19 protein-coding genes are annotated in these 21,491 nt (G+C 31.2%); 10 read left to right on the top strand and 9 right to left on the bottom strand.

What is annotated here, in order from left to right; genetic code table 11:
- Positions 1-792 precede the first annotated feature (792 nt).
- Together NAB20_RS13055 and NAB20_RS13050 are read right to left on the bottom strand one after the other, a co-directional pair.
- Positions 793-1,158 carry a PUR family DNA/RNA-binding protein gene (locus NAB20_RS13055; protein WP_164849052.1) on the bottom strand — a complete coding sequence of 122 codons (366 nt, stop codon included), beginning with the start codon at positions 1,156-1,158 and terminating at the stop codon, positions 793-795.
- 74 nt (positions 1,159-1,232) lie between these two features.
- Positions 1,233-2,993 (bottom strand): ABC transporter ATP-binding protein, encoded by a 1,761-nt coding sequence (locus NAB20_RS13050; protein ID WP_105197024.1) that lies wholly within the window; start codon positions 2,991-2,993, stop codon positions 1,233-1,235.
- A gap of 200 nt (positions 2,994-3,193) precedes the next feature.
- On the opposite strand from NAB20_RS13050, the gene NAB20_RS13045 reads away from it, so the two are divergent.
- From NAB20_RS13045 to yajC, 4 genes are all read left to right on the top strand, one after another.
- Positions 3,194-4,297: a Glu/Leu/Phe/Val dehydrogenase dimerization domain-containing protein gene (locus NAB20_RS13045; protein ID WP_088394091.1), complete on the top strand. Its 1,104-nt coding sequence runs from the start codon at positions 3,194-3,196 to the stop codon at positions 4,295-4,297.
- A 177-nt stretch (positions 4,298-4,474) separates the two neighbouring features.
- Positions 4,475-5,383, top strand: coding sequence for a transcription antitermination factor NusB (gene nusB / locus NAB20_RS13040; RefSeq protein ID WP_088394099.1), 909 nt, complete (start codon positions 4,475-4,477; stop codon positions 5,381-5,383).
- A gap of 7 nt (positions 5,384-5,390) precedes the next feature.
- Positions 5,391-5,879, top strand: a complete 489-nt coding sequence (locus tag NAB20_RS13035) for a DUF1573 domain-containing protein (protein ID WP_088394093.1) — start codon at positions 5,391-5,393, stop codon at positions 5,877-5,879.
- Positions 5,880-5,934: 55 nt separating this feature from the next.
- Positions 5,935-6,198: a preprotein translocase subunit YajC gene (yajC, locus tag NAB20_RS13030; RefSeq protein WP_088394095.1), complete on the top strand. Its 264-nt coding sequence runs from the start codon at positions 5,935-5,937 to the stop codon at positions 6,196-6,198.
- A 960-nt stretch (positions 6,199-7,158) separates the two neighbouring features.
- Here the strand turns inward: yajC and NAB20_RS13025 are convergent.
- Together NAB20_RS13025 and NAB20_RS13020 are read right to left on the bottom strand one after the other, a co-directional pair.
- Complete coding sequence (locus NAB20_RS13025; RefSeq protein ID WP_127822849.1) at positions 7,159-8,112, bottom strand: transketolase family protein; 954 nt, start codon at positions 8,110-8,112, stop codon at positions 7,159-7,161.
- Between the two features lie 54 nt (positions 8,113-8,166).
- A complete protein-coding gene (locus NAB20_RS13020) occupies positions 8,167-9,012 on the bottom strand; it encodes a transketolase (RefSeq protein ID WP_088392763.1) in 846 nt (281 codons plus the stop codon).
- Between the two features lie 172 nt (positions 9,013-9,184).
- Between NAB20_RS13020 and tgt the strand changes: the two genes are divergently transcribed.
- From tgt to NAB20_RS12990, 6 genes are all read left to right on the top strand, one after another.
- Positions 9,185-10,315: a tRNA guanosine(34) transglycosylase Tgt gene (gene tgt / locus NAB20_RS13015; RefSeq protein ID WP_088392765.1), complete on the top strand. Its 1,131-nt coding sequence runs from the start codon at positions 9,185-9,187 to the stop codon at positions 10,313-10,315.
- The gene (locus tag NAB20_RS13010; protein WP_088392767.1) at positions 10,315-11,421 is read left to right on the top strand and encodes an LptF/LptG family permease; all 1,107 of its coding nucleotides are present in this window, start codon (positions 10,315-10,317) and stop codon (positions 11,419-11,421) included. Before tgt ends, NAB20_RS13010 begins: the two co-directional genes overlap by 1 nt.
- On the top strand, positions 11,408-12,295 hold the full coding sequence (locus tag NAB20_RS13005; protein ID WP_105195366.1) for a DMT family transporter: 888 nt from the start codon (positions 11,408-11,410) through the stop codon (positions 12,293-12,295). The genes NAB20_RS13010 and NAB20_RS13005 overlap by 14 nt, the downstream gene beginning before the upstream one ends.
- A 112-nt stretch (positions 12,296-12,407) precedes the next feature.
- Complete coding sequence (locus tag NAB20_RS13000; RefSeq protein WP_105195365.1) at positions 12,408-13,361, top strand: acetyl-CoA carboxylase carboxyltransferase subunit alpha; 954 nt, start codon at positions 12,408-12,410, stop codon at positions 13,359-13,361.
- A gap of 153 nt (positions 13,362-13,514) precedes the next feature.
- A complete protein-coding gene (dnaB, locus tag NAB20_RS12995; protein ID WP_088392773.1) occupies positions 13,515-15,065 on the top strand; it encodes a replicative DNA helicase in 1,551 nt (516 codons plus the stop codon).
- 48 nt (positions 15,066-15,113) lie between these two features.
- The gene (locus tag NAB20_RS12990; RefSeq protein ID WP_164849046.1) at positions 15,114-16,376 is read left to right on the top strand and encodes an asparagine synthetase B; all 1,263 of its coding nucleotides are present in this window, start codon (positions 15,114-15,116) and stop codon (positions 16,374-16,376) included.
- A 491-nt stretch (positions 16,377-16,867) separates the two neighbouring features.
- Here NAB20_RS12990 and rlmF read toward each other — a convergent pair whose 3' ends face one another.
- The 5 genes from rlmF to thrS form a co-directional block, all read right to left on the bottom strand.
- Positions 16,868-17,767, bottom strand: coding sequence for a 23S rRNA (adenine(1618)-N(6))-methyltransferase RlmF (gene rlmF, locus NAB20_RS12985; protein WP_105195364.1), 900 nt, complete (start codon positions 17,765-17,767; stop codon positions 16,868-16,870).
- Positions 17,768-17,858: 91 nt separating this feature from the next.
- Entirely contained in the window at positions 17,859-18,203 is a 345-nt protein-coding gene (rplT, locus tag NAB20_RS12980) for a 50S ribosomal protein L20 (protein WP_088392779.1), read from the bottom strand.
- A gap of 160 nt (positions 18,204-18,363) precedes the next feature.
- Positions 18,364-18,561: a 50S ribosomal protein L35 gene (gene rpmI, locus NAB20_RS12975; protein ID WP_014164268.1), complete on the bottom strand. Its 198-nt coding sequence runs from the start codon at positions 18,559-18,561 to the stop codon at positions 18,364-18,366.
- 81 nt (positions 18,562-18,642) lie between these two features.
- A complete protein-coding gene (gene infC / locus NAB20_RS12970; RefSeq protein ID WP_219845013.1) occupies positions 18,643-19,140 on the bottom strand; it encodes a translation initiation factor IF-3 in 498 nt (165 codons plus the stop codon).
- 77 nt (positions 19,141-19,217) lie between these two features.
- On the bottom strand, positions 19,218-21,164 hold the full coding sequence (gene thrS, locus NAB20_RS12965; RefSeq protein WP_375605236.1) for a threonine--tRNA ligase: 1,947 nt from the start codon (positions 21,162-21,164) through the stop codon (positions 19,218-19,220).
- Between the last annotated feature and the right edge of the window lie 327 nt (positions 21,165-21,491).

The following is a 21,491-nucleotide window of genomic DNA, read 5'->3' as shown; positions in this document are numbered from 1 at the left end:
TTGTGATGAAGAGATGAAAAAGAAGTATGCAGAAAATTTTTATCGGCAACAAAGGTATATAAAAAGCAATAACTTGATGTGTAGTTTTATTACTTCGACCAAATACAGAAATCAGATATTATCAATTTATGTTATCTCTCCTGTTGTATAAATGACAAGATTGTGAATTTTTAAGGAAACTATAATTGCGGACAAAAAGGAATACTTTTTAAGGCTCAAAAAATCCTTATTTGTTGTAATAAATTTCTAACGTATGATTTGGTTTAACTCAGATTCTGCATTAGACTTCGTTGTGAAACAAAATTTTTCAATAAATTCAAGTGCTCACGGAAAATTTTAGAAGAAGAAATCGTGAACTATTTTGATGATTAAAATTTGAGTACGTGCTTGAATTGGAAGAAAAATAAAGTGGAATAGATTTACTTCGTTTATTCGCTACGCTCGGGTCTAATGCGTAATCTGGGTTTAAATTTATTGTATGCTAAATTAGCAAGTGGATATTTAGTTTTTCCATACTTTGATAAAAACAATTTCTAGAGCACGTTTTTAAATACTCGAAGGGAATTTATAGTTTCTATTTTGCGTTTTTTACTTCTTGAAATAGCAACTATAAAAGGGACTTGGAAATTTATGCTAAAAAAGGGAATAGCTTTTTTTTAGTAAAAGTCTTAAAAATAAAGAATAAATTAGCAAGAAGTTCTTGAGTTTTGATCTTCTTAAGTCCGCTTATAAGAAATTTTTTTTTAAAAGGGAATTTTTAAAATCCCCTTTTAATTATGTAGTCATTATTTTTTAGATATCATCAAAATCGATATCCGTAAAAGAACTTCTAGAGCTATCTCCTTCTCTGTGGTACTCTTTTTTAAAATCTTTTTGATGACGTTCAGAAATGACTTCTTCTCCTTTTTGGTCTAAGACATAAGATGTCATTTCATCTAAAATATCTTTAAAGGCTGTAAAATCCTCTTTATACAGATAGATTTTGTGTTTTTTAAAATGGAAAGATCCATCGTCTTCTGTAAACTTTTTACTTTCTGTAATTGTAATGTAGTAGTCATCTGCTTTTGTAGAACGTACATCAAAGAAATAAGTTCTTCTTCCTGCACGTAATACTTTAGAAAAAATTTCTTCTTTTTCTAACATTTCGTTTTCGTTCATTCTCATTCTATCAAAATTATTTTGTGTTGCGATGTCCAAATTTGAAAAAAAAAATACTCACAGCCAAATATTTATTAAAAATCTTTTTCAGTTAATTGTTTTAAATATAAATTTCTATAGTATCCTTCTTTGTTTACCAGTTGATTATGAGTTCCTTGCTGAGTAATTAATCCGTTTTCTAAAACTATAATTCTATCCGCATGCTTAGCAGATGAAACACGATGTGTTGCCATTATAATCGTTTGGTTTTCAGTTTTTTTGTCTAAATTATTCAGAATTTTCTCCTCTGTCTCAGTATCTATTGCAGACAAACTATCATCTAATAATATTACACTGGCTTCTTTAATTAGAGCGCGAGCTATGGATACACGTTGTTTTTGACCTCCAGAAAGAGTGATTCCTCTTTCACCTAATAGTGTTTGGTATTTTTCTTTAAATCCTTCTATATTGTCATGGATAACGGCTTGTTTTGCCACACTTATCACATTATCTAAAGTAGCATTTTCTTTGCCAAAGCATATATTGTTATAAATTGTATCTGAAAACAAAAAAGAATCTTGAGGTACTACACTAATTGCGTCTCTTAGTTTTTTTAATCGAATTTCTTTAATATTTATCCCATCTATAAAAATCGCGCCTTTTGACACATCATACAATCTAGGTATGAGTGATAAAAGGCTTGTTTTACCAGAACCTGTAGAACCTAATATAACCACTTTTTCTCCTTTTTTTATAGTGAAAGTAATGTTTTTAAGCACCAGCTCTTTAGTATTTGGATAACCAAAAGAAACCTCTTTAAAATCTATTTTATTTGCTAAAACAGGAGTATTTATAGTTAAATTATCTAGAATATCAGGTTCGATTTTTAAAAACTCATTTATTCTTTTCTGTGAAGCTTCTGCTTCTTGTACTAAAGAGGAAACCCAACCGATAGAAGTAACAGGCCAAATTAGCATATTAATATAAAGGATAAATTTAGCAATAACTCCTAGGTTTAATAAGTCACCTTGAATATATAAATATCCTCCTACTGAAATTACGAACAAATTACTCAAACCTATTAGCAATAACATTAAAGGAGCAAAAAAAGCCTGTGTTTTAGCTAAATCAATACTTTTTTCATAATTAATATGCGAAAAATCATGAAGTTCTAATTCTTTGAAAAATAGAGTATGATAGGATTTAACAACTCGAATTCCCGAGAAATATTCTTGTATAAAGCTGGTTAGCTTCGATAGATTTTGCTGAAAAACAGTACTTTTTTTATTAATTTCAGAACTTATTTTGAAAATAGAATAAGCTAATATTGGTAATGGTAAGAGTACAACTAATGTTAATATTTTAGATATTTTTATCATATAAAAAATAACAATAGCAAATCGTATTATTGTGTTAATTGTGTACATAACGGCAGGTCCAACGTACATTCGTACTCTTGCTATATCCTCTGTAATTCGGTTCATTAAGTCACCTGTTCTGTTTTCTGTATAAAAACTTTGACTTAATATTTCATATTTTTTAAAAACTTCATTCTTTATATCATATTCTACGTGACGAGACATGACAATTAGAGTTTGACGCATTAGAAAAGTTAAAAAACCAGCAAATAAAGTAGCTCCTAAAATTAAAATAATGTATTTTTTTAGATTTTCTTTTATTTCAATTGAATTGGATTGATTATGTCTAAAATATTCTTCTATTTTAGTAATAGAATCTCCTATTAACTCGGGAGTATACAATGAAAAAAACTGAGCAATTATTGTAATTAAAATTCCTCCAAAAAAATGATATTTATATTTTATAAAATAAGGGTTAATGTAACGGAGTTCTTTCATTTTTTTTAAATAAAAAGGGTTTAGATGAAAATATCATAATAAAATATTAATATTTAAACAGTAATTTAATGATAATAAAATTTTATTTTTTGTAATTAGAAGTAAATATTTTAGCTTATAATTGCAAAAAAATAATAGAAAAGCGTAATTTTGCAACGGTTGTAAAAAAAACAAACCATACTATTTTAAAAACATTCATTATGATTACTGAATCTGTAAAAGCAAGTGAATTACATAAAGTTGACCCTGTATTTGGTCAAGTTTCATTTGATAATCACGAACAAATTGTTTTTTGCCATGACAAAGATACTGGTTTAAAAGCAATAATTGGTATCCATAACACGGTTTTAGGTCCTGCATTAGGAGGAACTAGAATGTGGAAATATACAAACGAATGGGAAGCATTAAATGATGTACTACGTTTGTCTCGAGGAATGACTTTTAAATCAGCTATTTCTGGTTTAAATCTAGGTGGTGGTAAAGCAGTAATTATAGGTGATTCAAAGCTTGATAAAACACCTGAAATGATTGCTAAATTCGGTCAGTTTGTGCATTCATTAAGCGGACGTTATATTACAGCTGAAGACGTTGGTACAACAACTCCAGATATGGACTTAATACGTCAGCATACAACACATGTGACAGGTATTTCTGAAGCAATTGGTGGATCAGGAAATCCTTCTCCCGTTACTGCGTATGGTGTGTATATGGGAATGAAGGCTGCTGCTAAGTATAAATTTGGTACTGAAAATTTGGACGGAAAAAAAGTTTTAGTGCAAGGGATAGGCCATGTAGGAGAAACTTTAGTAGATTATTTGACAAAAGAAGGTGCAAAAGTGATTATTTCGGATATTAACGAAGCACGTTTAAGTGAAATAGGAAACAAATACGGTGCTAAAATTTTCCAAGGAGACGATTTATACAGTGTAGATGTAGATATTTATGCACCTTGTGCTTTAGGCGCTACAGTAAACGACGAAACAATCAGTAAATTACAAGCACAAGTAATTGCAGGTGCTGCTAATAACCAATTAGCAGATGAATTACGTCATGGACAAATGTTAAAAGAAAAAGGAATTTTATACGCTCCTGACTTTTTAATTAATGCTGGTGGTATTATTAATGTATATGGCGAAATAGCTAATTACGGTAAAGAAGAAGCTATGCGTAGAACAGAAAATATTTTTAATACTACCTTAGAAATATTTGACTATGCTAATGCTAACAATATTACAACTCATGAAGCTGCTTTCAAAATAGCTCAAAATCGTATTGATTTAAAAAAGAAAGAATTAGCTAAATAATTCATAGATTAAAAAACTACGAATGTAACAAAATTATTAAGTTACTTCTTTACGATAAAGTGTTTTAATCTCTAAAAAATATGTATTTTTGCGAAGCGAAAGAAAAACTTTCGCTTCGTTAATTTTTTAAAAGTTCTTACAAAGGTGTTAAATAGAAGACATATCCGACTAAAAGTGATGCAAACCATATACGCAATGCATCAAAACCATTCTGATAATATTGAAAAAGAAGAAAAATTCTTATTTAATAGTATCGACAATATGCAAGACTTATATCTTGTAACCATTTCTTTATTATTAGAAATACGAAATAAAGAGGAAGAGTTTTTAGATTTATCTAGCAAAAAATATTTAGCCACCAGAGAAGAAAAAAATCCCAATTTAAAATTTATTAACAATAAAATTCTTCATCTTTTAGAAGAAAGTAACTCCCTTTCCGTAGCATTAGCAGATCGTAAAATTAACGACTGGCATATACATGAGGAATATGTTAAGATTTTTACTACTGAAATTAAACAAAGCGATTTATACAAGAAGTATATGACTAATCGCATCAATGATTTCCAAGAAGACAAAGATTTTATCATTAATTTATTCACCGAAATTTTAGCTCCAAATATTAAACTTTATGAATATCTAGAAGATCATAAGTTAACTTGGATTGACGATATTCCTTTGATTAATACTTTTATACTTAAACAATTGAAAGCTATCAAAAACGAAGAGGATTTATTTTTCGTTCCTAAGTTATTTAATGACATTGAAGATCGCGAATTCGTATCACAACTTTTCCGTAAAACGACATTAAACGAAACAGCTCTTGCTAAAGAATTTTCAGAAAAAACACCTAATTGGGAAATAGAACGTATTGCTGAAATTGATACTATTATTTTAAAAATGGCAATTTGTGAATTATTAAAATTCCCTTCGATACCTGTTAAAGTAACAATTAACGAATATTTAGAAATTGCAAAAGAGTATTCTACGCCAAAAAGCTCTATATTTATCAACGGAATTTTAGATAATTTAGTAAAAGAGTTTAATACAAACGGTAAATTAAAAAAGTCAGGCCGTGGCTTAATGTAATAAGAATATGAAAAAATACAGTTTTGCAATTTTCACAATCCTTTCATTAGTTGCTTGTAGATCAAAAGATGAATTTGAAGTTCAACAAGTAAATAGTAATAATTTAGTTATGCCTCAAGGTATGCTTTCTATGCAAGAAGAGAGCATGAAAAAGAAATTAAAACCAGGTGAATATCCTAAAATTGAATTTGATAGCGCTCAACATGATTTTGGAACCATCAAACAAGGTGATAAGGTAGAACATATCTTTAAATTTACCAACACAGGTAAAAATGATTTATATGTAATAGAAGTTCGCCCTTCTTGTGGATGTACTGCTCCTGAGTGGACTAAAACACCCGTAAAAAAAGGAGAATCAGGAGAGATCAAAATAATTTTTAATTCTAAAGGTAAGTCAGGTCAACAAACTAAATCAGTTGCTCTTTTAACAAATACGGAACAAGGAAACGAAATTTTAACTTTTAAAGCCAATATCTTAGTAGAAAATAGTAAGTAAAATACTATGTGAATTTTAGTATTTTAGATAGTATAAAACGATAAATTAATATAAAATGACACAATTTTTACCTTATTTATTAATGTTTGTAGTAATGTTTGTTTTTTTAATATTGCCACAGCAACGAAAAATAAAAAAAGAAAAAGAATTTGAATCTTCATTAAATGTAGGAGATAAGATTGTTACTAAAAGTGGAATTCACGGAAAAATAGCAGAACTAGCAGAAACTACAGTAATCGTAGAAACTATGGCTGGAAAAATAAAGATGGAACGCTCTGCTATTTCATCAGATATGACAGCAGCATTAAATAAAAAATAATATCTTTTTTGTTAAAAGAAGTTAAAAACTTAAGGGCTTGGATTTTGTTATCTAGGTCCTTTTTTTATAAAAATAAATATGAAATCGTTTGATCTAAATTCTGCATTCGATTTCGTGCTAAAGATGAAAAGGTAAAGAAAATAAAAAGGCACGGAAAAATTTTCTCTCAGATGTGGGGACAAAAGCCGTAATTTAACGAGTAGTTCGTAATTTTACCTCAAGGGAGAAGTCATATTATCAATGTTATATCATTTTATTGTTTTATAATGATTAAGATTACGAACTTTTAAGACAATCTAATTGAAAACGAAAAAAGTATCTTTTTTAGTGTCAAAGCCCTTTTCTGTAATAAATTTCTAATGTAAAATTCGGGTTTGAAATAATATACAACTTTAGATTCTGGTATATATCGTTCGTTCTTTAAAGACTTTTTATAAAGTAGAAAAATAATGGATTTAGAAAAAAACATCAAACGATAGATAAAGATACTTTGTTTTTGGTGTGTTTTCGGATTTTCTTTATTAAGATTTTTAGTTAAACCCAGATTCCGCATTAGACTTGGTTGTGAAACAAAATTTTTCAATAAATTCAAGTGCTCACGGAAAATTTTAGAAGAAGAAATAGTGAACTATTTTGATGATTAAAATTTGAGTACGTGCTTGAATTTGAAGAAAAATAAAGTGGAATAGATTTACTTCGTCTATTCGCTACGCTCGGGTCTAATGCGTAATCTGGGTTAAATTAGGTTCAGTTTTTATACTATCAGTTAGTGTAATTAAATTTCCTAAATTCTATTTGATCCGAAATAGTTATTAGAATTGAATAAAAAAGTATCCTAAAAGTACCAAATAATCGCACTTAGTTTGTTAATGACAAAGAGTGTAGAGAAAATCATAATTACATTATTTCTCTTCGTAGTTGATTAGTTAACTTTTAGGATAGTTTTTTTATGTGAAAAAATTATTTTCTATTGATTACCTTTTTAACGGCCTCTACAATAGCAGGGGCATTTAACTGGTATTTTTCCATTAGTTGTTCAGGTGTTCCTGACTCGCCAAACGAATCTTTGACAGCTACAAATTCTTGAGGAGCAGGTAAGTTTAATGTCAATACTCTAGAAACACTTTCACCTAATCCACCCAATATGTTGTGCTCTTCAGCTGTTACTACACATCCTGTTTTTGCTACTGATTGTAAGATAGCCTCTTCATCTAACGGTTTAATAGTATGTATATTGATTACTTCAGCAGAAATACCATTAGCTTCTAATGATTCGGCAGCTTGTAAGGCTTCCCATACAAGATGTCCTGTTGCTAAAATAGTAACATCTGTACCTTCGTTAAGGTGTAAAGCTTTTCCAATTACAAAAGGTTCATCAGGAGATGTAAAATTAGGTACTACAGGACGACCAAAGCGTAAATAAGCAGGACCATGATGATCTGCTAAAGCTATTGTAGCAGCTTTCGTTTGATTATAGTCACAAGTGTTAATCACCGTCATGCCTGGTAACATCTTCATTAATCCAATATCTTCTAAAATTTGGTGAGTAGCACCATCTTCTCCCAATGTTAACCCCGCATGAGAGGCGCAAATTTTTACATTTTTGTCAGAATAAGCAACAGATTGGCGAATTTGATCATAAACACGCCCTGTAGAGAAGTTAGCAAAAGTACCTGTATATGGAATTTTTCCCCCAATTGTTAAGCCTGCTGCAATGCCTATCATGTTAGCCTCTGCAATGCCTATTTGAAAGAAGCGTTCAGGATGATTTTTTTTAAAATCATCAAATTTTAATGATCCTATTAAATCGGCACAAAGAGCTACCACATTTTCATTTTTTTGACCTAATTCAGTCATACCCGCTCCAAAACCAGAACGCGTGTCTTTACTTCCTTGATTTGTATATTTTTTCATAATTTAATTGCTTTAGGCAGTACGCTTATTGCTTACTGCTTACTGCTTACTGCATTAATAATCTCCTAAAGTTTCCGCGTTTTGAGCTAATCCAGTAGCTAATTGCTCGTCATTAGGCGCTTTACCATGCCAAGCATGCGTGTGCATCATAAAGTCTACGCCATTCCCCATAACGGTATGTAATAATACACAAATAGGTTTCCCTTTACCAGTACGATTTTTAGCTTCAGTCATTCCAGCTAAAATAGCTTCAATGTTGTTTCCCTCTTTTATCTCAATAACATCCCAATCAAAAGCTTCAAATTTAGCTTTTAAGTTGCCTAGTGAAAGGACATCATCTGTAGATCCATCAATTTGTTGACCATTATAATCAACAGTAGCAATTACATTATCTACTTTTTTTGCAGAAGCATACATAATAGCTTCCCAGTTTTGTCCTTCTTGTAATTCACCATCACCACATAATAAATAGACTAAATGGTTATCGTTATTTAATTTTTTAGATTGAGCAGCACCTATAGCTACTGATAATCCTTGCCCTAAAGAGCCAGATGCCATACGCACTCCTGGTAGTCCTTCGTGAGTTGTTGGATGACCTTGTAAACGTGAATTTAGTTTTCTGAAAGTTGCCAATTCAGAAACAGGAAAATAACCACTTCTAGCTAATACACTGTAAAAAACAGGTGAAATATGACCGTTAGATAAAAAGAAAATATCTTCTCCAATTCCGTCCATATCAAATCCTGGTTTACGGGTCATTAGATTTTGGTACAATACAGTTAAGAACTCAGCGCATCCTAATGAACCACCAGGATGTCCTGAACTTACAGCATGTACCATACGAAGAATGTCTCTTCTTACTTGTGTTGTAAAATCATTTAGTTGTTGAATGTCAGACATTTTTAAAATAGGTTTTTGTGAATCGGTGTCAAAATTACTTCATATTTTTTCGAAAGACAAATCTTGTGTAAAGACTTTTTTAGTTAAAGATTTTAAAAATCTAAAAGAGGTAATCTAAAATCTAAAAGCAATAGGTTATCTTTGCGCTTTAAAATTTGGAAGAAAAGTTACTATGAAGTTCGAATTATTACATACAGATCCACAAACACAAGCACGAGCAGGTAAAGTAATTACGGATCACGGCATTATTGAAACCCCTATTTTTATGCCAGTAGGTACTGTTGCTTCTGTAAAAGGAGTACATCAACGTGAATTAAAAAATGATATTAATCCCGATATAATTCTTGGAAACACTTATCATTTGTATTTACGCCCACAAACAAAAATATTGGAACAAGCAGGAGGATTGCATAAATTTATGAATTGGGATCGTAATATTCTTACTGATTCAGGAGGTTATCAGGTATACTCACTTTCTGCAAATCGTAAAATAAAAGAAGAGGGCGTAAAATTTAAATCACACATAGATGGATCCTACCATTTTTTTTCTCCCGAAAGTGTTATGGAAATCCAACGTTCTATAGGAGCTGATATTATCATGGCTTTTGACGAATGTACACCATATCCTTGTGACTATCGTTATGCAAAACGTAGTATGCACATGACTCATCGTTGGTTAGATAGATGTGTAGATCATCTAAAAAAAGTACCTGCTATGTATGGTTATGAGCAAACTTTATTTCCTATTGTTCAAGGAAGTACATACAAGGATTTGAGAGCTCAGTCTGCTGAGTATATTGCCAATGTTGGAGCAGCAGGAAACGCTATAGGGGGATTGTCAGTAGGAGAGCCAGCAGAAGAAATGTATGCTATGACAGAAGTTGTTACAGCTATTTTACCTAAAGAAAAGCCAAGATATCTAATGGGAGTAGGGACTCCTATCAACATTTTAGAAAACATTGCTTTAGGAATTGATATGTTTGATTGCGTAATGCCTACTCGTAATGCCAGAAATGGTATGTTATTTACAGCCAATGGCGTTATTAATATAAAAAATAAAAAATGGGCCGACGATTTTTCGCCAATTGATGAAATGGGACATACATTTGTTGATACTGAATATACAAAAGCTTATTTAAGACATTTATTTGCAGCAGACGAATATCTTGGAAAACAGATAGCAACTATTCATAATTTAGGATTTTATATGTGGCTAGTTCGTGAAGCAAGAAGACATATCTTAGCAGGGGATTTTCGTGAATGGAAAGAAAAAATGGTTAAACAAATGGCTCAAAGGTTATAATGCTCTCAAATTTATTTTCAAAATTATCACTAATAGATCGTTACATACTAAAAAGGTACTTATTTACCTTTTTAGCTATGCTTTTATTATTTATTCCAATCGGTATTACGATTGATATATCTGAAAAAATTAATAAAATATTAGAAAATAAAGTACCTTTTGCAAAAGTAGCTGTCTATTATCTCGATTTCGTGATTTATTTTGCCAATTTGCTTTTTCCTATATTTTTGTTTTTATCTATTATTTGGTTTACCTCAAAGTTAGCTAATAATACAGAAATCGTTGCTATTTTGAGTTCAGGTATTTCGTTTCAGCGTTTTTTGCGTCCCTACTTAATAGGAGCCACTATTGTTTGTCTATTTGCCTTAATCATGGGATTTTTTTTAGTTCCAAAATCTAGTGAAGGCTTTAGAAGCTTTCGTTATATGTATCTTATCGGAGGAGGACGAGAAGAAATGCGCCAAACAAATGATGTCTTTAGACAAATTAGTAAAAACGAGTATGTTTATGCTTCCAATCTAAATGTTGAAGGAAAAACAGCCTACACATTTGTATATGAGCGATTTGATAAAAATAAATTAGTTGAAAAAATTACGGCAACCTCAATTACATACAACCCTAAAACAAAAGATTATACGCTATCCAATTATACAAAAAGAAAAGTTGGAGAACTAGACGATATAATAGAATCAGAAATAAGTAAAAATTGCAAGTTCAATTTTGAAATAGAAGATTTAACACCAGTAATATACATAGCAGAAACTCTAATGCCTACAGAATTAGATGAATTTATAGAAAAAGAAAAACAAAGAGGTTCTTCTAATATAAATGCTTATTTAGTTGTTAAATATAAGAAATATAGTGTACCAGTTTCTGCTTTTGTGCTAACCATAATAGCTGTAGCCGTTTCTTCTATGAAACGTCGAGGTGGAATGGGAGTAAATCTAGCAATAGGCATAGCAGTTGCCTTTTCTTATATTTTTTTAGACAAAATATTAGGTACAATGGCTGAAAAATCTTCCTTTCCAGCATTTATAGCCGTTTGGTTACCCAATGTAGTATTTGGTGTTTTAGCTTATTATTTATTAAAAAATGCTAAAAGATAAAACGTTTACAAGTTATTTACATCTCCATTTTATCGTTTTTATATGGGGATTTACAGCGGTACTAGGTGCCCTGATTACATTAGAAGCATTGCCATTAGTTTGGTTTAGAATGAGTATAGCAGCTCTTTTTATCCTAATATATGTTTTCTTCTCAAAAATTAGTTTAAGAATTACAATACAATCCCTAATACGATATCTTCTAGCAGGATTGGTTATCGCTTTACATTGGTATACTTTTTTTCAAGCAATCAAAGTTTCCAATATATCCATAACATTAGCTTGTTTATCTACAGGGGCTTTTTTTACCTCCCTATTAGAGCCTATTTTTTTTAGACGAAAAATAATTTTATACGAAGTCGCATTAGGATTAATGGTAATTGCAGGTTTGTATTTAATTTTTAAAGTAGAAATGAAATATTTTCAAGGAATTTTATTGGCTTTAACTTCTGCTTTTTTATCCGCCTCCTTTTCAATTATTAATGGGAAATTAGCAAAAAATGACACACCCACTGTTATTTCATTTTACGAATTATTAGGCGGAATCTTATTTTTTTCTCTTTTCTTATTATTTACAGGAAGTTTTAATTACTCGTTTTTTCAAATATCTATGAACGATTTACTATGGATGGCTGTTTTAAGTTCTGTGTGCACCGCCTACGCATTTATAGCTTCCGTTCAAGTTATGAAATATTTGAGTCCTTATACTGTAATGTTAACCATTAATCTAGAACCTATATACGGCATAATTTTAGCTTTATGGGTTTTTGGAGATAAAGAAAAGATGAATAGCCAGTTTTATTTAGGAGCTTTTATTATACTAACGACCGTAATATTGAATGGAATACTAAAAAATAAGAATAAAATAGCAATATAAGTTGTTGTTTGTAAGTGTTTTGTGTGAAATAGAAATACTTTAGATTAAATAATTCTTTAAAACTCCATCTAAAATTTTATCTTTGTTCACTCAACTAGAAATATAAAATCTTATGGAATATTTAGATTTTGAATTACCTATTAAAGAACTTGAAGAGCAAATTGAAAAATGTCAGCTTATAGGTGAAGATACACAAGTAGATGTATCAACTACATGTGAGCAATTAGCTCAAAAGTTAGAAGAGACGAAAAAGAATTTATATGAAAATTTAACAGCATGGCAACGTGTTCAAATGTCTCGTCATCCTAACCGTCCTTACACCCTAGAACACATCGAAAATTTAACAAGTGGTGTATTCTTAGAATTATTTGGAGATCGTGGTGTAAAAGATGATAAGGCCATGATAGGAGGATTGGGTAAGATAAATGGTCAGTCTTTTATGATTATTGGTCAACAAAAAGGAATTAATACAAAAATGCGTCAGTTGCGTAATTTTGGTATGGCAAATCCAGAAGGTTATCGAAAAGCATTACGATTGATGCGTATGGCTGAAAAATTTAATATTCCAGTTCTAACCTTAGTTGATACTCCAGGAGCCTATCCAGGCTTAGAAGCAGAAGAAAGAGGGCAAGGAGAAGCCATTGCACGAAATATTTTTGAAATGATTCGTTTAAAAGTACCAATCATTACAGTAATTATAGGAGAAGGAGCTTCAGGTGGAGCATTAGGAATAGGAGTAGGAAATAAAGTGTATATGATGGAAAATACTTGGTACTCCGTAATTTCACCCGAATCTTGTTCGTCTATCCTATGGAGAAGTTGGGAGCATAAAGAAAAAGCAGCAGAAGCACTTAAATTAACTGCAAAAGATATGAAAGAGCATGGATTAATTGATGAAATTATTCCAGAGCCACTTGGTGGAGCACATCGTGACAAACCTACCGCTTTTAAAAATGTAAAAGAATATGTGTTAAAAGCTTTTGGTGAATTAAAAAACTTATCAACAGAAGAGTTAATAACACAAAGAATGGATAAGTATAGTAAAATGGGGCATTATCAAGAATAATATAAAAATTTAATATATTTAAATCCGAAACCCATGGTTTCGGATTTTTTTTACCTCTTATTAACAAAATAAAATAATTGTTAACATTAATTCTCAATACTTTAAGGAGTCTTTTTTCTTCTCTTTTTAGAGATTTCAAACTACCTTTGCATTATGGAAAATTTCAAAAACATCAACCCAGCTAAAGTAGACAAAACAGCCATAATAAACCTTGAAAAAGGGAAGTTGCCACCACAAGCGATTGATTTAGAAGAGGCTGTTTTAGGAGCCATGATGATTGATAAAAAAGGGGTTGATGAAGTAATTGATATCTTACAACCCGATGCTTTTTATAAAGACGCTCATAAATACATATTTGATGCCATCGTTACACTTTTTAATGATTCTCAACCAATTGATTTATTGACTGTTTCAGCTCAATTAAAAAAAATGGGTAAGTTAGAAGTGGCAGGAGGCGATTATTACCTTATTCAGCTTACTCAAAAGATATCATCTTCTGCACATATCGAATTTCACTCCCGTATTATTCTACAAAAATATATTCAGAGAAGTTTGATTAAAATTTCTTCTGAAATTATTGAAGAAGCCTATGATGAAACTACAGATGTATTTGAATTACTAGATAGTTCAGAAGCCAAATTTTATGAAGTTACACAAGGTAATATCAAACGAAGTTCTGAAACAGCTCAAAGCTTAGTAATTCAAGCTAAAAAGAGAATTGAACAAATAGCAGGAAAAGAAGGGTTAAGCGGTATCCCTACAGGATTTCACGCATTAGATAAAGTTACTTCAGGTTGGCAGCCATCCGATTTAATCATTATTGCTGCCCGTCCAGGTATGGGTAAAACAGCATTTGTCTTATCTATGGCAAGAAATATGGCAATTCAATTTAATAGTGGAGTAGCTGTATTTTCCTTAGAGATGTCATCCGTTCAGTTAATTACTCGTTTAATTTCTTCAGAAACAGGCTTGTCATCTGAAAAATTACGTACGGGTAAGTTGGAAAAACACGAATGGGAACAATTATCAGTTAAAGTTAGAGATCTAGAAAAAGCACCTCTCTTTATAGATGATACCCCATCTCTATCAATTTTTGATCTACGAGCTAAAGCAAGAAGATTAAAATCACAGTACGATATAAAAATTATAGTTATTGACTACCTCCAACTAATGACAGCAGGAGGAAATGCAAAAGGAGGAGGAGGAAATAGAGAGCAAGAAATTTCAACAATCTCCCGAAATTTAAAAGCATTAGCAAAAGAATTAGATGTACCCGTTATAGCCTTATCTCAGTTATCACGTGCTGTAGAAACACGTGGTTCTAGTAAGCGTCCTTTATTATCTGATTTACGTGAATCAGGAGCAATCGAACAAGATGCCGATATTGTATCATTCATATATCGTCCTGAATACTATAAAATAGAAGAATGGGATGATGATGAACGTTCTCCTACCCAAGGACAAGGAGAATTTATTATTGCTAAACACCGTAACGGTAGTTTAGAAAACATACGACTAAAATTTTTAGGACACCTTGGTAAATTTGATAATTTAGATGAATTTGGGAGTGAGTTTGACGATCTTCCTTCTAAAATGAATTTAGAAGACTCTAATCCATTCATTACGCCTAATTTGCCTTCGCCTAATGAAGCATTTGGTAGCACTATGAATAATTTTGATGATGATAGTGACGTTCCTTTTTAATTAAAAGATTAATATTGTTATATTTGATAATAGATATAAATAGGTGCAATGAAAGCTTTTTTGATTTTTATAATTACAATCTTTAATATTTCCATAAGAGCAAATTCTATTTTGCTTCCTATGGATGAAGTCACGCAAAAAAATCATTTGAAAGCCTATGGGATTACCTATTGGATATTGGATAAAGGGTATAAAGGAAGTTGGCTCCTTAATTATAGAGGAGGATCCTTTCTTTTGCCAGATGTACAGGAAATTAGGAAAGAATGTCAAATAAGAGGAGTCAGTTTTGAAGTTATTTCAGATAATGAAACACAACAAATATTGGCAGATATAGCTTCCCCATCTCAAAATATGGAAGCTGTAACATTAGAAAAAGCACCTAAAATAGCGGTCTACTCTCCGCCAGGAAAACAACCTTGGGATGATGCCGTAACAATGGTTTTAGCTTATGCCGAAATTCCTTTTAAAGTAGTGTACGATCAAGAAGTATTAAGTGATCAATTATTACTATATGATTGGTTACATTTACATCATGAAGATTTTACAGGTCAATATGGTAAATTTTACGGATCATATAAAAATATGCCTTGGTATATAGAACAAAAAAAAGATGCCGAAAATTTAGCTACCAAATTAGGTTTTGAAAAAGTGTCCAATGAAAAATTAGCCGTTGCCAAAAAAATTCGCGATTTTGTTATTGGAGGAGGCTTTATGTTTGCTATGTGCTCCGCAACAGATAGCTTTGATATTGCACTTTCAGCAGAAGGAATAGATATTTGCGAAACAATGTTTGACGGAGATCCAAGTGAAACAAATTATCAAGAAAAAATAGATTATTCGAAAACTTTTGCTTTCAAAGATTTTCTTCTTGAAAGAAGACCTGAAAAATATGAATTTTCAAATATTGATACAACAGAAAAACATCAAGCAATTGTTCCTTTTGATAAAGATTATTTTACACTCTCAGAATATTCCGCTAAATGGGATGTTATACCCTCTATGCTTTGTCAAAATCATACAGCATTAGTAAAAGGTTTTATGGGACAAACTACTGCATTTGATAAAGAATTAATTAAGTCAAATGTTTTAGTAATGGGAGAATGTCAAATAAATGGAGAAGCCCGTTATATTCATGCCCAAAAAGGAAAAGGTTTTTTTACTTTTTATGGAGGGCATGACCCCGAAGATTATCAACATAGAGTAGGGGATGAGCCAACCGATTTAAATTTACATCCGAACTCACCAGGTTTTCGATTAATTTTAAATAACATACTTTTTCCAGCTGCTAAAAAGAAACATCAAAAAACCTAAGATGTTATGTGAAAATTAAAGATAAAAATATAAGATTTTGTCCCAGATTCCACATTATACCATTTAAGGTTCAAATTTACTGTAATAATATCGTGTAATATCTCTTGATTCGTATATTCTGTAGTGAGTTTTGGTTTAGGTAATTTCAAAACTAAAATGGTATTAGATTTCGTTGTGAAACAAAAAAATCAATAAATTCAAAGCTCACGAAAAAATTTTAGAAGATGAAACAGTTGCGTAATTTGGTTTTAAGCAATATAATCTCATTAAAAGAGATATAGCACTTCGATCAAAGAGAAAAATTTAGATATCAATATTGTGCTGTTATTTCTTCTGTTATATAAAAAAGACAGGATTGTGAACTTTTAAGAAAACCTAATTAATTGAGAAAAAAAAGGATGTTTTTTTGGATTCAAAGGTTCTTTATTTGTAATAACTTTTAACTGATTTGGGGTTAAAACTGCTAAAAATAAAGAATTAAGTAAAGAACGTCATAAAAAACGCCAAGCTAAAATTCTTGTAGTTTTATTACCTTGTTTCATGTAGATGATTTCGGAAGAAGCTTTCAGTTTTTTTAAAATGCTTTCAAAATGTTTTAAATGCTCTTTTTTAGAAACTAATGAACTGAACCATTTAACTTGTGACTTAAAATGAACACTTTCATAAATCATATTAGTAATAAAAGCCTTTTCACCCCCTTCACACCATAGCTCGTTATTCTGGCCTCCAAAATTTAAAACAACTTTACCTTCTGTCTCTTTTCCTAAATTATGAAGCTTTCTTATACTACCTTTTGTTGCCTCTTCTCTTGAATTATGAAAAGGAGGATTGCAAATTACACAGTCAAAAACTTCATTAGTTTTAATAATTTTTTTAAAACTATTTCTTTTGTTTTCCTGAAAACGTAAAGTAATATATTTAGAAAGCTCATTTTCTTGGATTATTTTTTCCGCAGTTAATAAGGCGGGTTTATCAACTTCCGTTGCTACAAAAGTCCAACCGTATATTTTATGTCCCAAAATAGGATAAATACAGTTTGCACCAGTTCCTATATCTAGTATCTTAATACCACTTCCCGTAGGTAAAGTACCATTAATTCCTTTAGCTAGTAGATCGGCAATATAATGTATATAATCAGCTCTGCCTGGTATTGGTGGATATAAATTAGTTTTAGGTAAATCGTAAAAATTAATTTGATAAAAATATTTCAATAAAGCATTGTTCAAGCTTCTAACAGCATCAGGATTAGCAAAATCTATACTTTCATTTCCATATTTATTAATGCTAATATGTTTTTTTAAATCAGGAAAAGCAGTAGTTAATAGATTGAAATTATACTCTTGGTTGTGTTTATTTCTAGGGTGTAATCCTTTATTTAGGTCTTTTTTCATAAACTTGCTGGAAAAAATAATAGAATAATACAAAAATCCCAATCTTGCGACTGGGATTTTTTAAGTAAGTTAAATGTATTGTTAAACGTTATTATTTTACTTTGTTAAGAATAGCTTTGAAAGCTTCAGGGTGATTCATAGCTAAATCAGCTAAAACTTTACGGTTTAGCTCAATATTATTAGCTTTTAATTTGCCCATAAATTGAGAGTAAGATATCCCTTCTAAACGAGCACCTGCGTTAATACGCATAATCCATAAAGAACGGAAACTTCTCTTCTTAGCTTTACGATCTCTATAAGCATATAACATTGCTTTTTCAACCGCATTCTTAGCAACTGTCCAAACGTTTTTTCTTCTACCAAAGAAACCTTTGGCTTGCTTCATTATCTTTTTTCTTCTTGCTCTTTTAGCAACTGAATTTACTGATCTTGGCATAATTTTTACTTTTTTTGAAGTAAGGCGTTCTGATATTTATCAGACTCTTAAAAGCCCACCCCAGGGTTATTAAATTTTTTTAACCTAAATTATTCAGGCATTAGTAGTGATAGTTAATAGTAATTTGTACTAATAGTTAACCACTTTAGACTAACGCTTATTAAATAATTCTTAATTGTTCTTTTACACTTTTCACATCCGATTGATGAACTAATGCAGAGTGAGTTAACGCTAATTTACGTTTTTTAGACTTTTTAGTCAAAATGTGACTTTTAAAAGCGTGTTTTCTTTTAATTTTTCCAGAGCCAGTAACTTTAAAACGTTTCTTAGCACTAGATTTAGTTTTCATTTTAGGCATAATTTCCCAAATTTATTTAATTTAACTTACTTATATTTTGAGTGAATAGCCAAAGTCAAAAGTTATTACTAATGTCTAAGTCTATTTGCTTTTTTTCTTTGGTGTAATAAACATAATCATACGTTTACCCTCTAGAACAGGCATTGCTTCAACTTTTCCTACCTCTTCAAGATCCTGAGCTAATCTTAATAGTAAGATTTGACCTTGTTCCTTGTAAATGATTGAACGTCCCTTGAAGAATACAAAGGCTTTTAATTTAGCTCCATCCTTAAGAAATTTTTCTGCATTTTTCTTTTTAAACTCATAATCATGCTCATCGGTTTGAGGTCCAAAACGAATCTCTTTTATAACGATTTGAGTTGATTTAGCTTTTAATTCTTTTTCACGTCTCTTCTGCTCGTATAAGAACTTTTTATAGTCCATTATTTTACAAACAGGAGGCTCTGCATTTGGAGAAATTTCAACCAAATCAAGTTCTAATTCATCTGCTAGACGTAAAGCATCAGAAGTTTTTATTACTCCTGGTTCTACATTGTCTCCTACTAAACGAATTTCCGGAACACGAATATACTGATTTATTCTGTGTTCATCCTTTTTTTCTACGCGAGGTTGATTACCTCTGTTGTTCCTGATTGCGATAACTTTTAATTTTTTAGTTAAACTTCAAATGTTTTCAAAGATTTACTTACCTCCTCATTTACTAAAGTAATGAAATCTTCTATTTTTATGGTTATATTACCTTTTCCTTCTTGACCATGACGACGTACAGAAACAGTTCCATTCTTTTCTTCTTCTTCACCTACAATTAGCATGAATGGGAACTTTTTAGTTTCCGCCTCACGAATTTTTTTTCCAATTGTTTCGTTACGGTTGTCTATTAGGGCGCGAATTTCGTTATTTTCTAGCAAATCTGAAACTTTTTTCGCATAATTTTCATATTTTTCACTCAAAGACAAGATTATAGCCTGATCAGGCATTAGCCAAAGAGGAAAATTTCCTGCAGTGTGTTCTAATAAAATAGCAATAAAACGTTCCATAGATCCAAATGGAGCTCTGTGGATCATTACAGGTCTGTGTAATTCATTGTCAGAACCCTTATAAGTTAAGTCAAAACGTTCAGGTAAATTGTAATCTACCTGAATTGTTCCTAATTGCCAACTTCTTCCTAAAGCATCTTTAACCATAAAGTCAAGTTTTGGTCCATAGAAAGCAGCCTCACCGTATTCTACTACAGTATTTAATCCTTTTTCTTTAGCAGCATTAATAATAGCACTTTCTGCTTTTTCCCAATTTTCATCAGTACCAATGTATTTTTCTGGCTTTTCTGGGTCTCTTAACGAAATTTGAGCTGTAAAGTTTTCAAATCCTAAAGAACCAAATACATATAATACCAAATCTATTACATTTTTAAATTCTAGATCTAATTGGTCTGGTGTACAGAATAAGTGTGCGTCATCCTGAGTAAAGCCTCTTACACGAGTCAAACCATGTAATTCACCAGATTGTTCATAACGATATACAGTTCCAAATTCAGCATAACGCTTTGGTAAATCTTTATAAGACCAAGGTTTTGCGTTGTAAATTTCACAGTGGTGAGGACAGTTCATCGGTTTTAATAAAAACTCTTCGCCTTCAGCAGGAGTATTTATCGGTTGGAAACTATCAGCACCGTATTTAGCATAATGTCCAGAAGTAACATACAATTCTTTCTGACCAATATGTGGTGATACAACTTGTTCGTAACCCGCTTTCTTTTGTGCTTTCTTTAAAAATTGTTCCAAACGGTCGCGTAATGCAGCTCCTTTTGGTAACCATAAAGGTAAACCTTGACCCACGCGTTGTGAAAAGTGGAATAATTCTAACTCTTTTCCTAGTTTTCTGTGGTCACGACGCTTTGCCTCTTCTAATAAAGCTAAATAGTCGGTCAAATCTTTTTGCTTAGGGAATGAAATTCCGTAAACACGAGTTAATTGTTTGTTTTTTTCATCACCTCTCCAGTAAGCACCCGCAACAGAAAGGATTTTCATAGCTTTAATAATTCCAGTATTCGGAATATGGCCACCACGACATAAATCGGTAAAAGTAGCGTGGTCACAAAAAGTGATAGTGCCATCCTCAAGATTTTGAATCAATTCCGTTTTGAATTCGTTATCTTTATACATCGCTAAGGCTTCCGCTTTAGTCACACTACGCATTTTGAATTCGTGTTTCTCTCTTGAGATTTCTAATACACGATCCTCAATCTTCTTGAAATCAGTATCTGTAATTTTATGCCCACCAAAGTCAACATCGTAATAAAAACCTTTTTCAATAGCAGGGCCAATAGTTAGTTTGATTCCAGGGTAAAGCTCCTCTAAAGCCTGCGCCATAACGTGCGAAGTCGAGTGCCAAAAAGCTTTTTTTCCCTCAACGTTATCCCAAGTAAATAATGTTAAGTTACCGTCGGTAGTCAATTCGGTAACCGTCTCAACGGTCGTCCCGTTAAAGCTTGCCGAAATAACATTGCGTGCCAAACCTTCACTAATCGATTTAGCCACGTCCATAGGAGTCACGCCACTTGCGTACTCTCTAATTGAACCGTCTGGTAAAGTAATCTTAATCATACTAAAAATTTAAGAACGCAAATATATAAGTTTAAAAAAATAGATACAATACCTATATCTGTTTATTTTACCTATTAGTAAAAGTTATTTTAAATGTTTCCAATTTGATAATATCTTAAAAATGAACAAAAAATAAAAACAGACTTATTATTGAAGTAAAAGTGGATTTGAATGTTTTTTGAGAGTTTTGTTAATGCTCAGATTACCAGATTATAGGTGTTTCTGAAGTCTGTTTAAAAGCTAAGCTATTAGATGTATCCTTAACGTAATAAAATTGTTTCGTTTTAATCCAAATTTTGCAATAGACTTTAATAATTAAGAAAAAGA

The sequence above is a fragment of the Flavobacterium davisii genome, assembly GCF_042182265.1.
GTDB classification, from domain to species: domain Bacteria; phylum Bacteroidota; class Bacteroidia; order Flavobacteriales; family Flavobacteriaceae; genus Flavobacterium; species Flavobacterium davisii.
The sequence above is the reverse complement of the archived record's forward strand: the minus strand, read 5'-3'. Positions and strand labels throughout refer to the sequence as shown.